The 19,168-nt window shown below is 41.7% G+C and carries 13 protein-coding genes and 2 tRNA genes; 5 read left to right on the forward strand and 10 right to left on the reverse strand.

The genetic code is table 11. The annotated features are described in order from the left end of the window. Positions 1-27: 27 nt before the first annotated feature. The 6 genes from ACSFVZ_RS03755 to ACSFVZ_RS03780 all read right to left on the reverse strand — a co-directional run bounded on the left by ACSFVZ_RS03755 (position 28) and on the right by ACSFVZ_RS03780 (position 11,052). The gene (locus tag ACSFVZ_RS03755) at positions 28-3,213 is read right to left on the reverse strand and encodes an amidohydrolase family protein (protein ID WP_435558140.1); all 3,186 of its coding nucleotides are present in this window, start codon (positions 3,211-3,213) and stop codon (positions 28-30) included. 106 nt (positions 3,214-3,319) lie between these two features. Continuing rightward, on the reverse strand, positions 3,320-4,144 hold the full coding sequence (locus ACSFVZ_RS03760) for a M90 family metallopeptidase (protein ID WP_435558141.1): 825 nt from the start codon (positions 4,142-4,144) through the stop codon (positions 3,320-3,322). Positions 4,145-4,232: 88 nt separating this feature from the next. Next, the gene (locus tag ACSFVZ_RS03765; RefSeq protein WP_435558142.1) at positions 4,233-7,133 is read right to left on the reverse strand and encodes a ligand-binding sensor domain-containing protein; all 2,901 of its coding nucleotides are present in this window, start codon (positions 7,131-7,133) and stop codon (positions 4,233-4,235) included. 163 nt (positions 7,134-7,296) lie between these two features. After that, the gene (locus ACSFVZ_RS03770; protein WP_168246727.1) at positions 7,297-7,953 is read right to left on the reverse strand and encodes a CatA-like O-acetyltransferase; all 657 of its coding nucleotides are present in this window, start codon (positions 7,951-7,953) and stop codon (positions 7,297-7,299) included. Positions 7,954-8,080: 127 nt separating this feature from the next. Beyond that, a complete protein-coding gene (locus ACSFVZ_RS03775; protein ID WP_435558143.1) occupies positions 8,081-9,121 on the reverse strand; it encodes a Leu/Phe/Val dehydrogenase in 1,041 nt (346 codons plus the stop codon). Between the two features lie 404 nt (positions 9,122-9,525). Beyond that, positions 9,526-11,052, reverse strand: coding sequence for a fumarate hydratase (locus tag ACSFVZ_RS03780; protein ID WP_062570698.1), 1,527 nt, complete (start codon positions 11,050-11,052; stop codon positions 9,526-9,528). A 181-nt stretch (positions 11,053-11,233) separates the two neighbouring features. Between ACSFVZ_RS03780 and pabB the strand changes: the two genes are divergently transcribed. From pabB to ACSFVZ_RS03795, 3 genes are all read left to right on the forward strand, one after another. Continuing rightward, on the forward strand, positions 11,234-12,577 hold the full coding sequence (gene pabB, locus ACSFVZ_RS03785) for an aminodeoxychorismate synthase component I (protein ID WP_435558144.1): 1,344 nt from the start codon (positions 11,234-11,236) through the stop codon (positions 12,575-12,577). 17 nt (positions 12,578-12,594) lie between these two features. Then, entirely contained in the window at positions 12,595-13,173 is a 579-nt protein-coding gene (locus ACSFVZ_RS03790) for an NUDIX hydrolase (RefSeq protein WP_435558145.1), read from the forward strand. Positions 13,174-13,326: 153 nt separating this feature from the next. Continuing rightward, complete coding sequence (locus tag ACSFVZ_RS03795; RefSeq protein WP_135924164.1) at positions 13,327-14,703, forward strand: L-serine ammonia-lyase; 1,377 nt, start codon at positions 13,327-13,329, stop codon at positions 14,701-14,703. Between the two features lie 55 nt (positions 14,704-14,758). Here the strand turns inward: ACSFVZ_RS03795 and cysB are convergent, their stop codons facing one another. After that, positions 14,759-15,736 (reverse strand): HTH-type transcriptional regulator CysB, encoded by a 978-nt coding sequence (cysB, locus tag ACSFVZ_RS03800; protein WP_135924163.1) that lies wholly within the window; start codon positions 15,734-15,736, stop codon positions 14,759-14,761. A 298-nt stretch (positions 15,737-16,034) separates the two neighbouring features. On the opposite strand from cysB, the gene ACSFVZ_RS03805 reads away from it, so the two are divergent. Next, entirely contained in the window at positions 16,035-16,793 is a 759-nt protein-coding gene (locus ACSFVZ_RS03805) for a hypothetical protein (protein ID WP_135924162.1), read from the forward strand. Positions 16,794-16,831: 38 nt separating this feature from the next. Here the strand turns inward: ACSFVZ_RS03805 and ACSFVZ_RS03810 are convergent, their stop codons facing one another. After that, positions 16,832-18,124: an NCS2 family permease gene (locus ACSFVZ_RS03810; RefSeq protein WP_435558146.1), complete on the reverse strand. Its 1,293-nt coding sequence runs from the start codon at positions 18,122-18,124 to the stop codon at positions 16,832-16,834. Positions 18,125-18,245: 121 nt separating this feature from the next. Here ACSFVZ_RS03810 and ACSFVZ_RS03815 point away from each other — a divergent pair, with 121 nt between their 5' ends. Then, the gene (locus tag ACSFVZ_RS03815; RefSeq protein WP_435558147.1) at positions 18,246-18,710 is read left to right on the forward strand and encodes an SEL1-like repeat protein; all 465 of its coding nucleotides are present in this window, start codon (positions 18,246-18,248) and stop codon (positions 18,708-18,710) included. A gap of 273 nt (positions 18,711-18,983) precedes the next feature. Here the strand turns inward: ACSFVZ_RS03815 and ACSFVZ_RS03820 are convergent. Both ACSFVZ_RS03820 and ACSFVZ_RS03825 read right to left on the reverse strand, forming a co-directional pair. Continuing rightward, positions 18,984-19,060 (reverse strand) — tRNA-Asp (locus tag ACSFVZ_RS03820). Positions 19,061-19,087: 27 nt separating this feature from the next. Continuing rightward, a tRNA-Asp gene (locus ACSFVZ_RS03825) sits at positions 19,088-19,164 on the reverse strand. Positions 19,165-19,168: the final 4 nt, after the last annotated feature.

The raw sequence follows: 19,168 nt of genomic DNA on the forward strand, positions 1-19,168 counted from the left end.
CCACTTTCAGTTTAGATTGTCGCTTTGTTAGATTTCTTCAAAATATAACTTTTCGCGTTTTTTCTCACCCACTTCGTTCATGGTTGCAGCATCAAATAAACGACCATTGATCATGGTGTAATCAATTTTATCTGTATCACGAATGTTAGTTAGCGGGTTACCGTCAATAACAATTAAATCGGCAAGTTTACCCGGCTCTAGAGAACCGATATTTTTATCAAGGCCAATGTATTTAGCAGGGTCTAACGTTGCTGCACGAATTGCTTGAAGTGGCGTCATACCACCTTGCGCAAACATCCAAATTTCCCAATGTGCTGCTAACCCCTCACGTTGACCGTGAGCACCTAGGTTTACTAACACACCTAAGTCTTGCAGCTCTTTTGCAACACGGGCATTGTTAAAGTGGTTATAGTGATGATCGGGAGCCTTAACACGGCGCATTGAGCGAGGTAAAAGCTGATTCTTTGGTACAAACTTACTTAAGCGCGGGTGATTCCACACATCGGTCTTATCGTACCAATAATTTTCCCCCCAAATACCACCGTATGCTACACCCAGTGTCGGCGTATAACCTACATCACTTTGTGACCAAAGCTGGCGAATATCATCGTAGATATTGGCAACAGGAATTGAGTGTTCAATACCCGTATGACCATCAACTACCATGGTTAAGTTGTGCTGTAGTAATGAACCGCCTTCTGGCACAACCATCATTTCAAGTTCGCGGCCTGCTTCAATAACTTGCTGGCGCTGTTCACGACGTGGTTGGTTATATGATTTAACACTAAACGCCCCTACTTTCTTTAAACGCTCAAGGTGGAATTTAGCATCTTCTAACGAGTCAATATGCGATGTATAACCTGGCATATTCGCACCATATAAAATGGTACCCGTTGAGAAAATACGAGGAGCGACAATCATGCCCGCTTTTTGCATTTCGCTTGCAGCAAAAATCTCAGTGGTGTCGTTTGATGGATCGTGAATCGTTGTCACACCTAACGCTAAGCCCGCTAAGTTCTTCCAGTTTTGCTGTGGAATGATCTCATCGCTGCCTTGCGAGCCGTGCGCATGCGCATCAACAATACCCGGCATAATCGTCTTACCGGTTACATCAATTACTTCTGCGCCTTTAGGAATAGCAACACTGTCTTTACTGCCAACCGCTTTAATATGCTTACCATCAGTAACAATAACGCCGTTTTCAATGACTTGCTCACCGTTCATGGTGATAATACGTGCGCCAGTTAACGCAAATACTGATTTAGGCTCGGCCATGGTTTTTGTAAAACCGATGTTATCGCCGCTTTTAACTTTAAAGTCAGTCTCTGCATTTTGGTTAATATCAAATAAACCCGCTAGGCTTGCATGATATAACTCTGGTCCTAGGCTCCAATAAAGTTTATCGCTTGTGCCACTCCAGCTAATGTTTTCACCCGCGCGAACAGAGAGCTGCTCAATTGGGAATTGGCTATCTTTCGGGCCAATATTAATGGTTTTGCCGCGCTCAACAAATGGTGTAACAAATACTTTAAAACGCTCTGCAAACGCTAGGTATTGACCATCTGGTGATACTCTAAACTCTGTTGCATGTTCTGATTCGTAAAGTTTACGAACTTGTTTTGATTCAAGCTCAACAACACTTAATGTTGGTTTTGGCCAAGGGCTCATCACATAAATTCGGTCATTCGCTGCACCAAACTGCGGCTGATAACCTGATTTAGTGATAAGTGTTGAATCACCGCCTTTAGCACTTACTGAGTAAATACCTGGCTCTAATGACCATGTCGGATTAAGGATACTGCCGCCAGACGCTTTACGGTAAACAACCGTTTTACCATCTGGGCTAAATGTTGGCTCTACGTATTTACCTGGTTCTTTGGTAATAGTATCGCCACGACCACCACGTGCAGACACAACACGTACTGAACCCTGCTCGTTGTCATCCCATGTGGTGTAAACAATCTTCTTACCATCACGAGAAAACTGCGGGAATAATTCAAAGTGATCGTCTTGCTTAGTCAGACGCTTTACTTTGCCTGACTCTAAATCACGCTTATAAATATGACCTAGCGCCTCAAAAATAGCTGTTTCACCATCTGGTGAAATTTGTACATTACGCAGCATTTTCACATCAAAATTATCGCTATCGATGTTTTGTGTAAAGCGCACTGCTTTTTGAATTTGCTTATTGGTTTCAACTTTAAATGGAATAGTCGAGACAGACTTATCATCCACATCTAACTTATGGATTGACCCCCCCGCCCAAAATACCAGTTGTTCGTTGTCTGGTGTCCAAGCAATTGTCGGGTATACGCCATGAATAGCCCATGTTTCTTGCATATCGCGTTCAAGCTCACCATAAAGCTTTGTATGCTCACCGGTATGGAGATCATATAAATACAAGCTTGTTTGGAAATCATCACGCTTGATATACGCAAGTTTTTTACCATCTGGTGAAGGTGTCGGTCGTATAGCCCCACCCATGCCATCAATAATTGTTTCAATCTCGCCGGTTTCACGGTCGTAGCGTTTAATTTTATAAATGCCCGCTACAGAGTCTTTTGAGTAATGGAATGTTTTACCCGGCGTTGCATCATGAGAGAAATAAACATAACGACCATCAGGTGAGAACATTGGCTCGCCTAAGTCTTTTTGGTCGTTCTCGCGTGCAGTTAGTTGCACACCCTTGCCACCCGCTTTGTGGTAAAGCCATACTTCACCAGCACCTAAAGAGCGGCTTGCAGTAAAGTGCTTACGCGCAACTAAATAGTCGCCATCAGGGCTCCAAGCTGGGCTATTTAACAAGCGGAATGTTTCGTTGGTTACTGCCTTTTGGTTTTCACCGTTTACATCCATAACCCAAATATTGTCCCCACCGCCTTGGTCTGAAGTAAACGCAATGTGCTTACCATCAGGGCTAAAGCGTGGTTGCATTTGCCATGCAATATCACTGGTTAATTGCGTTGCAGTACCACCCGACATTGGCATGGTATAAATATCGCCGAGTAGGTCAAACACCACTGTTTTACCATCAGGGCTAATATCAACATTCATCCACGTGCCTTGCTCAACACTAATTTTAGCGTCTAGGAATTGGCCTTTTGGTGCGTCCACCTGCCACTTGTCGTCATTTGATTGCTCAGCTGCCGCCACTTGCCCAGTTAGAGCAAGTGAAATAGATACAGCGAGCGCTGTATGAAGCATTTTCTTCATTGAAATCTCACTTTTTATTGTTTTGCTTATATGCACACTTTTAAGATTGCACCAAATAGCATAGCAAGATTCCAGTGATTCGTGTTAAACAGACGTAAATAGTCGACTAATGCCACGCAATCGGATCAAACTGATAAAAGCCAACCAGTAAATGATAAATTTCTGGGTCAAATTGCCTGAGTTCAGCGGGTTTTTCTAAGAAGGTTTCGGTGATAACAGCAAAAAACTCTGCCTCATTGGTCGCGCCATAGCTATGAATAACATGCGGCATGCCATAAGCTAAATGGGTTTTGAGTTGATTAAACGCGCGGCTAAATACTTTTGCCCACTTTTGGTAATCTTCGTTACTCGAAAGCAGTGGTGTACCCGTGGTTTTACCGGTTTCTTGGTCGAGCTGATGGGCAAATTCATGAAATACTAAATTATGTCCATCACTTGGTAAGCGGTTCCCCTCAAGGACATCATGCCAACTCAATACCAAGGTTCCACCCGGCCATGATTCACCTTGACGCACGGTATTGTGATAACTGACAAGCCCAGCATTATCACGAGAAGTTTGCGGGGCATAATACGCGCTTGGGTATAAAAGGATCTCTTTTACATTGCGATACAATGGCCACGGTTTATTAAGCACTAAAACACAGGCATCTGCCGCTACAATCAGCTTCATTGCATCATTAAGCTTAAGACCATCACAACCAATAAAGCGTTTTTCATTTAAAAACCAAACGATGTGACGCTCCAACTTTTCACGATCGGCATCCGTCATCTTTTGGTAGATGGGCATATAGTTTAACAGCAGATTTTTTTGCTGAGCATTGAGGGAGTAATTAAGGTATTTTTTCTGCCAAAAGTGGTTACGGATGTCATCCCAGCGCCAGTAACAGACAATAAATATAATTAAAAAAACTAACAACAACAGGTTTAGCATTACTAACGCCTAAAAAACAGTCTTGTTACTTTAATGTGTGCAAACCAAAAAAGATCAATTGTTTGCACACTTTTTATTTTCAAAAACCTTAACTTGGTGTCATGCAACCCTTATTATGCATGAAAACCCTGTTGCGGCCGCTATTTTTAGCACTGTATAAGGCATTGTCTGCATTAGATAGTAATCGATCATAGTCAGTGACTTTTGAATTATCTGCAACACCAAAGCTCACCGTAACACATAGTCCTGTTGCGATATCAGCAAAGTCATAGTCAGCTATCTGTAAACGTATGTTTTCACACAACAGTGCTGCTTGTTCAGCATTTTTGTGCGGGAATAGTAAGGTAAACTCTTCACCTCCCCATCGTGCAGCATAGCCTTCATCTGGAAAACTCATTTGTAATAATCGTGCGATTTCACAAATCACCTTATCACCGATTAAATGAGAGAAATCATCATTAATCTGTTTAAAGTGATCAATATCCATAATCGCAATACTGAGCGCTTTATCCTCATTTTGAAACTGGTTAAAGTTATTTGCTAACCAACTATCAAAGGCGCGTCTATTCGGTAATTGTGTTAATTGGTCATGGTTTGCTAAGTGGGCAAATGCATCAGCTTGTGTTTTTAGTTCATGCATTTGCTGTTCAACTTTTTCCGTTAACTCAATTTCAATTCGCTTATAGTGATATAGTCGATATTTATAAATGACATACGCGGTAAGAAGAACGGCAATTAAGATAAATAACTTAAAGCTGGTTTTTTGCCAAAAATAAGGAGCAATTTTAAAATGCAATACTTGCTCATTATTTTGCCAATCACTATTTGGGTAGCCTGCGCGCACTTTAAAGGTATATTCACCTGGCGGTAAATTTGTGTACTCGGTAATGGTCAGACGCCCCCGGTCTACCCATTGTTGATTGTACCCACTTAATTGAGTTTGATAGTTAAGCCGAGCAGGCATAATAAAACTAAGCCCTGCGTAATTAAAAGACACTCGTGAGACACCTGCCGGCAAACTAATAAAATCAGTATCAGAAGTCAAAGGGATTGATTTACCATCTACCTCAAAACTTTCTATTACAGTCGATAAACGGCGTTTACTGGCCGCTTTTAAGCGCTCTGGTGCTGCAATAGCAACGCCCTTAGCGGTCGCAACCCATATTTGACCATCAGAGTGTATTACCGCAGCGGGGTTTGAGCCACCATTCGCTTGCGCACTTAGCATGCCATCGCCTTCGTCATAAAGCTGCATGGAAACGTCCATTGGTTTAGCTGGGTTATCTAATAACGTATTGAGTTGTGCTTTGTTAACCTGAATGACACCGCGATTACTGGTAAGCCAAAGTGAATCACCTTGTTCAATCACTTGGAACAGTTTATCAACTGGTAAACCTTGCTCTCGGCCAAACAAACTCATTTGATCTGTGCTGAGGTTGTAGCGAACTAGCCCTCGGTCTGTGGCGAGCCACATTTTATCGCCATCCAAATAAAAGCCGAATGCATACTCAGTGCTAAACTGATCAGGAAATTTTAATGAGCTGATTTGTCCAGAAGCTGAATCTAAGATAGATACGCCAACGCCTGTGCCAATCCAGATCTTGCCATAAGCATCTTCAGCAAGGGCCATGATAAAGTCGCCAGCTAAACCATCGACTGTTGTATATGAATATGTTTGCCCTGAGGTATCTATTTTAGTTAACCCACCTGCAGTCCCAACCCACAAGTTATCAGACGAATCAAATAGCACCGCGCGAACTTCGTTACTAATAAGACCATTACTTCGATTTTTAACGGGATAAATTTTGTTATCTGCAACTTTCATTAAACCCGCAGTATAAGTACCAAGCCAAACACCTCCCTGTTTATCTTCGGTAAGGCTTAAAACTGATAAAGGGTCTTTGTCGTTAGCTTGCTCAAGCGTTGTTAACTCACCATTTTCAATACGATTTAAGCCGTTACTACTGCCCACCCACAAGCTGCCATCTGAGTGAGAGAGCACTGTACGAACATAATTTGATGCCAGGCCTCTACTCTTGTTCCAATTTGTAAAAGGGGCTTCTCTTAATCGAAATAAGCCCGCGTTAGTTCCGACCCAAATGCTTTTTTCACGATCTTGCATTAGCGATAAGATGCGATTATTTGGTAAACCATCGTCAGCGGCTAAATTTTCTAAACCCAATTCACTTAACCTAAACACCCCTTTATTAATGGTACCAAACCATAAATCACCATGTGCATCTTCAAGTAAGCTAGAGATAGATTCTTTATTAAGGACGAGGTCAACAGAAGTGAACTTGTCTTGTTGTTTTTTCCATACACCTTTTTCGGTGCCTACAATTAAGGTACCCGAATTCGTTAGTAGTAAAGTAAACACGGAGGCGTCCGGCAACCCTGAATCTCGGCCAACCTTACTAACCTTGTTATCTATAATTTGATACAAGCCATCACTGGTTGCCGCCCAAATAACGCCCTCTTGGTCTTGTAACAAGCGATAAACACTCAGTTTATCAAGTAGTTTTTGTTCAGGTGCATGCTCTGCGGCCCGATAAGCAATCCCCTCTCCTTCGAGGGCAAGCCAAATCTCACCTTGTTGAGTTATAAGTGCATGATTTATCATAGCTGACGATGTTGCTAAAGCGCGCCATTGCCCGTGAGTTCGCTGTGCAATACCACCTCGTGCACCAACTATATATAAATCACCATTATCCATCGGAATAAGGCTACGCAATCCAGAGTCAGGTAAGCCGGGGATTTCTGTACGGGTAAAAAGTTTAAATTCACGACCATTGAAACGAGCGAGCCCTTCCCAAGTTGCTATCCAAATATAACCGTCATTTGTTTGTGTAACTGAATTTATGCTGTTATGTGGAAGGCCTGCCGGTGTACTCCAAGTCTCGGTAAAATAATCACTGAGAGAGAGGCGTGCAGAATCTGCAAAAGCATTGAAACACAAGAAAAGTAAAATACAGCTAACTACCCGCACCATAAACTAAGACCCTGATATTTATTATCATTCTTTTCAGTGATGTAGTTTTATAGGTTCAGGGTTAAGCAAAACCCTGAATGGAACCAACTTACTTAATTAAGCGAATTGCTAAAATACTACATTAGTTGCAATTTTTACTTACTTTAATCACATTTAGCAACAATCAATTACAAAAATTTGTAATTTTTTCTTGTAGTACCTTTAAAAACTGCGCTACATGAAGTCCATCCATCAAGGCATGATGAACGTCAATCGACAGAGGCATTTTTCCAGTTTTTGAATCAAACTGGCCGAATACAAACTTAGGAATACCAAGTCCGTGACCTTCACTTACCGCATGCGAAAAACCAGTAAAGTTTAACCATGGTAGCACTGAGATATGAATTAGGTCTGGCTGCCCTTCTGTTGCAGCAAATGCATCAGAGAAAAAAGCTTGTACTTTACTGTTTTTTCCCACTTCAATAGCATGTTTAGAAAACGCTTCAATCGACGCCTGTTTTTCAAAATAACTAAATCGGAACGTATCATCATCAGCAAGCTCAACCACACTCCCTCGTACCGATGACAGTTGTACCGGTAGAGAATCTATAATACGTTGCCGCATTGGGGCGTAGTCATGACACGCTTCCAAAGTAAGGTATACATATGTATGAAAAAATGAGTACGGCGATTTTTTACATTTTTCATAAAGCGCAGCCATATCAAGTGAAACACAGACATTAAAATAAGGTAAAGAAAATTCACTGAAAAAAGCAAAATGTTGCTTTCGAGGCCAAGAATCTAAATCAATCGGTGTGATTTCACAAAGTGCTGTATCCATAAGAGACCCTCGAAGATTAAAAATCGAGTTTAACGAGTTAAAATGGCTTCGTCACTTAGTTGCGACAAATTACGAGCACAAAAAAAGGTGCGACCTGCGCACCTTTTCGAACAACTAATTTAATTAATTATAAACCGTTTTCGATGATTTCTAATGCTAGTTCATCGGCAATTAAATGTGTTGATTTTTGTTCTTTCTCTGAGCGAGCAAAGATTTCAGTTAAGGTATCGTAAATACCTTCAACGTGCTTAGTTGAAGCTTCTGCACTATAACCTTCTGGCGCAGTTTCGTAGTAAACGTTGATGATACCACCAGCGTTAATAACGTAATCTGGCGCGTATAAGATACCTTTTTCACGGATGATCTCACCGTGACGAGACTCTGCTAATTGGTTATTCGCACAACCAGCAACAATCGTTGCTTTTAAGCGAGGGATGGTATTATCGTTTACCGTTGCGCCCAGTGCACACGGTGCATAAACATCAACATCTAAGTCATAGATTTCATCAATACCAACAGCCGTTGCATTGAAGTCATTTACAACACGCTCAACAGCTTGCTCGTTGATATCTGTTACAAATAATGTTGCGCCCGCTTCATGTAGGTGCTTACAAAGGCCATATGCCACTGCACCTAAACCTTGAACAGCTACTTTGATGCCAGCGAGGTCTTGATGACCACGTTGATGCTGTAAAGCAGCTTTAATACCTAAGAATGTACCGTATGCCGTAAATGGTGATGGGTTGCCACTTTTACCTTCAAGGCCTAATACATAGTTGGTTTCTTTATTCATGATAGCCACATCATCACAGGTGATGTTTACATCTTCAGCTGAATAGTAGCTACCGCTTAAACGCTCTAGTTGGCGACCAAATGCACGGAAAAGTTGCTCTGATTTAATTTCTTTAGCATTACCGATGATCACTGACTTACCGCCACCAAATGGTAAACGTGCTACAGCATTTTTATACGTCATACCTTTTGATAAACGAAGTGCATCTGTTACAGCATCTTCATCTGTTGTGTAATCCCACATTCTGCAACCACCAACAGCTGGACCTAACTTGGTATTGTGAACCGCGATAATAGCTTTTAGGCCTGATTCTTTATCTGAACAAAATACCACTTGCTCGTGGTTATCAAAGTCGACTTTATTAAATACAGCCACAGTTAAATACTCCGAAATTTTCTTACCCTAAGGGGTGTGAGCGCTGAAATTGCCGAGACTTTATCACTTCATATGCTCGCTTACCACTATATGAGATGATAAAACTAAGCAAAGTTCAATGACAGAAATAACAACTCAAAAAACAACTTATAAAAGAAAAAATATACCAACCAAAGTTTGAATTGAGCATTGTTAATTCAAAACAAAATATTAACATCACCAACTTTATTACGTGAACGTAAAGGTAAAGTATAGCGTAAAGAAAAAGTGACAAGGAAAATGTGCCGATAAAGCCAAGTAGTATCTGCTTTTTAAGGGCATGCAGAGAAAATAGCCGAGACTGGTCAGAGCTGAAAAAAAACGGCGCAGATGCGCCGTTTTTTATTAAAAGACTTACAGGATGATTATTTTAATTTACCATCAAGTTCTTCGATTTTTGCTTTCCAAATAGCAGGGCCTTGTGTATGCGCATTCGCACCTTCGCTATCAACAGCAACCGTTACTGGCATATCTTCTACTTCAAACTCGTAGATTGCTTCCATACCTAAATCTTCAAAAGCCACTACACGTGCTTTTTTGATTGCTTTAGATACAAGGTAAGCTGCACCACCAACCGCCATTAAGTAAATAGACTTATTGTTCTTGATTGATTCAACTGTTGCAGGACCACGCTCTGCTTTACCAATCATACCGATGATGCCAGTGTTTTCTAACATCATATCAGTGAATTTATCCATACGTGTTGCAGTTGTAGGGCCTGCAGGACCTACCGCTTCATCACCCACTGCATCAACAGGGCCAACGTAGTAGATAAACTTGTTATCAAAATCAACGCCTTCAGGTAAACCTTCACCTGATTGGATCATATCTTGTAAACGTTTATGTGCTGCGTCACGACCCGTTAAAATAGTACCAGACAGAAGAACCGTTTCACCCATCTTCCATTCTTGCGTGTCTTCTTTAGTCAGTGTGTTTAAATCAACACGACGTGTACCTTCACCTACTTCAAACGTAACTTCTGGCCAATCTTCAAGTTTAGGCGCTTTAAGATCAGCTGGGCCTGAACCATCTAACGTGAAGTGAACGTGACGAGTTGCTGCACAGTTCGGGATCATTACCACTGGTTTTGATGCTGCATGAGTCGGTGCAGTTTTGATTTTCACGTCAACAACTGTTGTTAAACCACCCAGACCTTGTGCGCCAATACCTAATTTGTTTGCACGTTCGAAGATATCGATACGCATTTTTTCTTCAGTTGTTTCTGCGCCACGCTCAATCAGCTCATGAATATCAACCGGATCCATTAATGATTCTTTAGCAAGTACCGCGGCTTTTTCTGCAGTACCACCAATACCTATACCTAGCATGCCAGGTGGACACCAGCCCGCCCCCATTGTTGGTAATGTTTTTTCAACCCATGCAGCCACATCATCAGATGGGTTAAGCATAACCATTTTCGTTTTATTTTCTGAGCCGCCGCCCTTCGCTGCCACCATTACTTCTACTTCAGCACCTGGCACTAAGTCGATATGAACAACTGATGGAGTATTGTCTTTGGTGTTTTTACGCGTACCAGCAGGGTCTGCAACAATTGATGCGCGTAACGGGTTATCTGGGTTTAAGTATGCGCGACGTGTACCTTCATCAACCATTTGCTGTACAGTCATGTCTGTTTTATCCCACTTAACATCCATACCTACTTTTACAAAACAGGTAATGATACCGGTATCTTGGCACAGTGGACGTTTACCTTCAGCAGACATACGAGAGTTAATTAAAATTTGCGCAATGGCATCTTTTGCCGCTTTGCTTTGCTCTTTGTTGTAAGCTTTTTCTAAGGCTTGTACGAAATCGAGAGGGTGATAAAAAGAAATGTATTGCAATGCATCTTCAATGCTATCAATGAAGTCTTGCTGACGAATTGTACTCATTACGGGTTCCTTAAGTTTTTATCGCGTAGCGCTGTACGTGATCCTGAGTAAACCGGTGACGAAGATTTACTCTACGGGTTAGTCATGGCATCACTATAAAGGAAATCATAACGCTGCCAATCAAATTTAACTTATGATACCCTCCTCGCCCGTTTCGGGCTAGTTATTCAGGGCAATGTAGATGATAAACGATGAAAATTTGTGCATTAAATTAGATTTAAGCGATGATTGCATCGCGCTATTTACTCATTTTGCTCATTTGCCCCATGCCGTGTTGCTTGATTCAGCTAACAGTGAACATGTAAATAGTCGCTTTGATATCATTGCCATTGCGCCGCTAAAGCAATTAGAGGTGCGCGAAAATCAGTGCTTTATCGACGGTAAGCAACAATCGAGTGATTGTTTTAATTTAATGAAAGCGGGCCTTCAGGAATTTAATCACGCACCAAGCACGAATAACCTACCTTTTACGGGTGGTTGGCTTGGCTATTTCGGTTATGATTTAGGCCGCGTGATTGAAACCATGCCGAGTAATGCCGAAAACGACATTAACATGCCGCAAATGGCTGTTGGCCTTTATCCTGATGCCCTCATTTTTGATAAGCAACAACAAAGCTGGTTTTACGTTTGTCAGCCAAATCACAATCGCTTAGCGCTATACCAGCAGCATCTTAACGAAACACCAGCAAGTGCAGAGTTTGCGCTGCAAAGCGACTGGCAGTCAAACATGAGCAAAGCCAGCTACAGCGAAAAGTTCGAGAAAATTCAAGCTTATCTAAAAAGCGGTGACTGTTACCAGATCAACCTTGCACAACGATTCAAAGCTGAGTTTTCAGGTTCAACATGGCAAGCCTATAAACAACTTCGAGAAGCGAATAAAGCACCGTTTTCAAGCTATATCAATCACCCAGATGGCGCTATTTTATCTATCTCACCTGAGCGCTTTATCTCGATAAATCAAGGGCAAATTGAAACCAAGCCGATTAAAGGAACCCTGCCACGCTTAGCTGACTCTGAACAAGACCAAGCGCAAGCAACTCGCTTACAACAATCTGAAAAAGATCGTGCAGAAAATGTCATGATTGTTGACCTATTACGCAACGATTTAGGCAAAGTTGCTCGTCCTGGTAGTGTAACCGTCCCCTCGCTATTTGCCATTGAAAGCTTTCCTGCGGTACATCATTTAGTAAGTACAGTGCGCGCAGAATTAGCCGAGGGTAAAGATGCCGTTGACCAAATTCATGCCGCTTTCCCGGGTGGCTCAATTACCGGAGCACCGAAAATTCGCGCTATGGAAATTATAGAAGAGCTCGAACCACATCGCCGTAGTGTGTATTGTGGTTCAATTGGCTATTTAAGTGCCTGTGGCAATATGGATACCAGTATCACAATTCGTACTTTAGTGTGCCATCAAGGTGCTATCTATTGTTGGGCTGGCGGTGGCATTGTGGCTGATTCAAAGGTCGACTTGGAGTACCAAGAAACTTACGATAAAGTAAATAAAATACTGCCTTTATTAAAGTAAAAGTTGAAGTAAAAGCCTTGAATAGTCAGCAAATAATTGCCCGCTTTAGTTTAAGTCAAACCACAGAGCGCCCTGCCACCATTCGCTTAAATGCCGAAAAGCGTGCCAGTGCAGTAATGCTCCCTCTGCTAGATATTAACGACGAAGCGCATTTATTGCTGTGCAAACGACCAAGTTATTTACTTCATCACCCGGGGGAAATTTGCTTACCGGGTGGTAAGTATGAAGAGCAAGATGACACTTTAATGCACACTGCTCTTCGAGAGCTTAATGAAGAGCTCAACATTGCGACACATCAAGTGACTGTTCACGGTAAATTACACCAGTATGCGACTCTAACTGGCTTCACTATTGAACCATTTGTTTGTGTACTTAGTAAAGGCACTACATGGCAAGCAGATCCTAATGAAGTGGCCGCCAGTTTTTTGCTACCGATATCACATTTGAGCAACCAGCAAAATTGGCAACCTCTCCCTTTTGAGCGAAATGGTAAAACCATTACTTTGCAAGGTTTGATGACCCCCCATGGACTGCTTTGGGGAGCAACCGCGAGCATAATTAACAACTTTATCAAGCAGCTCGCCCTACCAGTTTAATTATCCTGCTTTTAGGGTTACACAGCCACATAGAAACGTTATCATGTGGCACCGTTCAAAGACAGATATACCTTCCCCTAAGTTACTGAGCAAAGTATGTAAAGGGGACTACATTTTAGGTATAGCGTTTAATAGGAAAATGAGTAGCAAATTATGATCAGTGCATTCGATATGTTTAGTATTGGTATTGGCCCATCGTCATCTCACACAGTTGGCCCAATGCGCGCTTCGCGTTTATTTGTAAACGAATTAGAAGAAAAAAACATACTTACAAACGTCACCGATATTAAAGTAGAGCTGTTTGGTTCATTAGGCCAAACGGGCATTGGCCATGGCTCAGGTAAAGCCGTGATCTTAGGCCTTGCCGGTTATGATCCAGAAACCATTGATGCTGATTTAGTCGATGATATTCTCGCGAAAATCGAAAAAGAACAGGTTATTTACTTAAACCAAAGCCATAAAGCTAATTTCCCAAAGCAAGGTGCGATTGTATTCCATCGTCGTAAAACATTACCTAAGCATTCAAATGCGATGGAAATCATTGCGAGCCAAAATGGCGAAAAACTTTTTAGTAAGGTGTATTACTCAATCGGTGGTGGCTTTATCGTAAGTGATGAAGAGTTCGAGAACGAAAAACAAAAAGCGCTCGAAATCCGCGAAGAAAACCCAGCACCTTATCCATTCAATACTGCTAAAGAGTTATTAGAGCTGTGTCGCGAATCAGGGTTTAGTGTATCAACGCTTATGATGCATAACGAAAAAACTCTTCGTAGTGAAAAAGACATCAAAGATGAGCTGTTTAATATTTGGCAAGTCATGAAAGCCTGTATTGAACGTGGTATGCGCACAGAAGGTATCTTACCGGGCGGCTTAAAAGTAAAACGTCGTGCACCTAGTTTACACCTTAAATTAAATATTGAGGTAAACAACGATCCATTACGTGCTATGGATTGGGTTGATTTATTTGCCCTTGCAGTGAACGAAGAAAATGCAGCTGGCGGCCGTGTTGTTACTGCACCAACCAATGGTGCTGCAGGTATTTTACCAGCGGTATTGATGTATTATCACACTTTCATTAAAGAAGTAGACCGAGATATTGCCACCCGTTATTTATTAACAGCTGCGGCAATTGGTATTTTGTATAAAAAGAATGCCTCAATTTCGGGTGCTGAAGTAGGTTGCCAAGGCGAAGTGGGTGTTGCTTGCTCAATGGCAGCGGGCGCACTAACTGAAATAATGGGTGGTAATGTTGTGCAAGTTGAGAACGCTGCTGAAATCGGCATGGAGCACAATCTAGGTCTTACCTGTGACCCTGTTGGTGGCCTTGTGCAAGTACCGTGTATTGAACGTAATGCGATGGGTGCTATAAAAGCAATCAATGCGTCACGCCTTGCAATGCGTGGCTCTGGCGAGCAAAAAGTGACCCTTGATAAGGTAATTAAAACCATGCTCGACACAGGTAATGATATGAAAACCAAATACAAAGAAACCGCTCGCGGTGGCTTGGCGGTTAATATCATCGAGTGTTAATTTACAGCACGTCTTCAGCACATAAAAAAGCCGCTTTAAAGCGGCTTTTTTATCTCTATTTTACTGGTAACTCAATATTTTCGAAGAGCTTATCAACATCTTCTTGGTTACGTAATAAGCTTGCTCGCTCAACTAACTCTTTAGTTAAGTGTGGTGCAAAACGCTCAATAAAATCATACATGTAGCTGCGTAAGAAACTGCCTTTTCTAAAACCAATTTTAGTGGTGCTTGCTTCAAATAAGTGACTAGCATCAATACACACCAAATCATTATCAGTTACTTGATCAATGGCCATTGATGCTACAACCCCCACCCCAAGTCCTAAACGCACATAGGTTTTGATTACATCCGCGTCCGTTGCAGTAAATACAATATGCGGCTCAAGCCCATGAGCATTAAAAGCTTTATCTAATTCAGATCGACCTGTAAAACCAAACACATAAGTTATAAGGGGATATTTAGCAACATCTGCAACTGTTAAGTTATCAGCCTTTTGCGCCAGTGGATGTGTTTTTGCAACAACGATACTGCGATTCCAGTGATAACATGGCAGCATCACTAGATCAGAGTATAAATGCAAAGCCTCTGTTGCAATGGCAAAGTCTGCGTCACCGCGCGCTGCGGCGTCCGAAATTTGCTGCGGCGTACCTTGATGCATGTGCAACGATACTGCTGGGTATTTTTTCATAAAGCCCTGAATAACATTGGGTAATGCATAACGTGCTTGGGTATGTGTTGTAGCAATATTTAGCTTACCTTGATCCGGTAAAGTATGTTCATTGGCAACCGCTTTAATACCCTCAACTTTTGATAGTATCTCGCGTGAAATATTAATAATTTCGTTACCCGCACTGGTTACGTGCGTAAGGTGTTTACCACTACGACCAAAAATTTGTACGCCGAGCTCATCTTCAAGCATACGTACCTGCTTTGAGATCCCCGGTTGAGAAGTAAATAAACTTTCTGCTGTCGCTGAAACATTTAGTTTATGATTTTGGACTTCGACTATATATCTGAGTTGTTGTAATTTCATGGCTGCATTGTAAACGTTGTTATTGTTTATTTATAAAGGCTGCAAAGCGCAATGCCAAGTGATATTTCATCGCGCTATACTTTTATATCGATTGTTTCTAAGGCTAACACAATAAATTACTGCTCGGTAGCCGTGTTTACTCGCAAAATATTCAATAAAGATGCTGCTTTAACGCTATACTCATTAAAAAGTAGTAAACATCAGAAGTTTATTCTAGATAAGTAACCGCAAAACTATCCAGATCTAATCTTTTTAATGTAAGATAAAAAAATTAGATAGTTAAAACTGAGATTTAGTAATGATTGTTTCTATCATCATCATGCTCATTGTTGCATTAATCGTAATCGCACTGTGGGTAAGTGCTGTGCAGCAACACAAAGAAAAACAAGAAGCTGAGCGCCGCAAAGAACTAACAAAACAAAAAAAAATTATCGAAGAGGCAGAAGATGTACTTCTTAACAGTACGAACATCCCTATGTCTGAAAACACCTTACGCATTATTCAACGACGTATTTATGATGCACTAGCAAGCATGGTGCAACTTTCGCCAAACTCAAGAGAATTAAAAAATCGTTTAAAAGAATCAAAAGAACGCTTAACCGCTCCTCTCGAAGTCAACAACACAGAAGCGTTAGTATTACCAGATAACGACAAACAACTTATTTCACTTATCCAGGGTATAAAGAAACTGCGTACCTTACTTCGCTCTGAACATGGCAAAGGCAAAGTCGATAGCCAAGTTTTTGTTGCCGAAGATAAACGTCTGGAAAAACTTCAATTACGTATTAATGTCGAAAGCCAAATTAAGCGAGGTATGTCTGCTCGCTCTGCCAATATGGTTGGCTCTGCGAGACAATACTTTGAAAAAGCACTCGCAACACTATCATCTGTTAGTTACAGCGATGAATATGTTAATAGTAAAAAACAAGAAGTTGAAAATTACTTAGAAGCGATAAGCTCTGAACTGAAAGCATCTAATGCAACGTCACTTAAGAAAAAAGCAGAGCAAGAGCAAGACGACTTAGACGTGTTATTCGCACCAAAGAAAAAGTGGTAAACCACTTTTTCTTTGTGCTTACTTTATTTAGTTGGTGTTTAAGATAAAAACGCGAACTTAACAATAAACAATGCTGTTAACACCCACACACTAATACTGATTTCATCTTTTTTACCACATACCAACTTCACCGCAGTATACGAAATAAAACCCAGTGCGATACCGTGCGCAATCGAGAAAGTTAACGGCGTCATTAATAATACCACGCTCACTGGAATGGCATCTGTCATATCATCCCAATTTACCAGCTTTAAGTTTTGCATCATTAAAACAGCAACATACAAAATCGCACCTGCCGTTGCATACGCAGGGATCATCCCGGCTAGTGGTGCAAAGAACATCATTAACAAGAAACAAATACCCACAACAACAGCTGTAAGACCTGTACGACCACCTACAGACACACCCGCTACAGATTCAATGTATGACGTTGTCGTTGAAGTACCAAGCATTGAGCCTGCAATCGTTGCTGTGCTGTCGGCACTTAACGCACGACCTAGGCGTGGCATTTTACCTTGCTCATCAGCAAGACCTGCCTTTTGCGTTACAGCAACCAAGGTGCCTGAAGTGTCAAACAAATCAACAAATAAGAAGGCAAAGATTACCGTTAACATTGAAATTTCTAATGCTGCAGCAAAATCCAGTTGCATAAAGGTTGGCGCAATTGAAGGTGGCATTGAAATAATCCCTTGATACTCCACAAGGTCTAAGCCAAGGGCGATAGCCGTAACCAATAAAATGCTAATTAGCACGCCGCTTTTCATGTCGCGATATAGAAGAGCCGCAATAACAAAAAAGCTAAAGATAGCCAGTAAAGGACCAGGAGCTGTGATGTCGCCTAACTGCACTAAGGTTGCAGGGCTTGCTACGATAATCCCGGCGTTCTTCAATGCAATAAGCGCTAAGAAAGCACCGATACCTGTGGCAATCGCACGCTTTAATACCAGAGGGATCGCATCAATGATCCACTCTCGCACCTTAAATAGGCTTAAACACAAAAAGATACAGCCAGACATAAATACTGCGCCAAGGGCAGCTTGCCAAGTGTGGCCCATGCCCAAAACAACACCATAAGTGAAGAAGGCGTTTAAGCCCATACCCGGAGCAAGTGCTAATGGGTAGTTTGCCCATAAACCCATAATAAAACAGCCAATTGCTGCAGCAATACAGGTTGCTACGAATGCCGCACCTTGATCCATTCCCGCTTCTGCTAGCATGGCAGGGTTAACAAATACAATGTAAACCATGGTAATGAATGTTGTGATGCCAGCAATAGTCTCGCGGCGCACAGAAGTGTTGTTTTCAGTGATTTTGAAAAGTCTTTCGAACATATTGAACTTTAAGTTGAGATTAATTGGCTAATTTTATCATATTTTATCTCAATAAGAGGACATTTTACCTTGCAATGTTCTAAACTAATAAGGTCTTTTATTTCAAGAAAATAACTAAACTATGTCTGATAATTCGCCAGTAGGCTTAGATTTAGAGCAACAGCTTGATAATGTACTTGCCTTTATAACCCAACCCGATAAAGGGTCGGCGCCAGATAAAAGTACTCAATCTGTTGAAAACGTACTAAACAAAGCTTTGTATTATTTAAAAAATGAACAGCCTCCCCTTGCTGCCAAATGGATGCGTTTAGCTGCTATGGCAGGTAATCATAGGGCACAATTTTATATGGGGCTGTTTTTCATCAAAGGGCAAGGTGTACCGCACAGTGTATTTCATGGCGCGGTGTGGCTAAGTCTGGCAAGTAGTCAGGGTTATGAGCCTGCAAGCGCAGCTCTTAACGACCTTCGTAAACACATCAGTACGCGCCGATTACAAGACGCGCAAAGCTATGCAGCTACCTTGTATGAACAAATCCACCAGCAACAGTTTGCTCATTTAATTCCTCGCGATCCTGACGCCAGCTAACACGCGTCAGGTTCTACAACTCATTAATGCACTCTTGTCAGTTTACTCTTAAATGAGGTGAGAGCTGCGCCTATCACAAGCAATAAGATATCAAGAAGCTCAAGCTACATATGGCCTTTGTTTAGCTAAATATGAGTTTAGAGATACGAGATACGAGATACGAGATACGAGATACGAGATACGAGATACGAGATACGAGATACGTTGTAAGTATAATTAAAAAGTGCGTTGTGAAGTAAAGACTTATCTAATCATTTGTTTGAGGAAAACAAATGGCGGAGTGGACGGGACTCGAACCCGCGACCCCCGGCGTGACAGGCCGGTATTCTAACCAACTGAACTACCACTCCAACGCGTACTTACAAATTGTCGAAAATTGGCGGAGTGGACGGGACTCGAACCCGCGACCCCCGGCGTGACAGGCCGGTATTCTAACCAACTGAACTACCACTCCAACG

This window comes from Pseudoalteromonas nanhaiensis, from assembly GCF_051235485.1.
Lineage (GTDB): Bacteria > Pseudomonadota > Gammaproteobacteria > Enterobacterales > Alteromonadaceae > Pseudoalteromonas > Pseudoalteromonas lipolytica_C.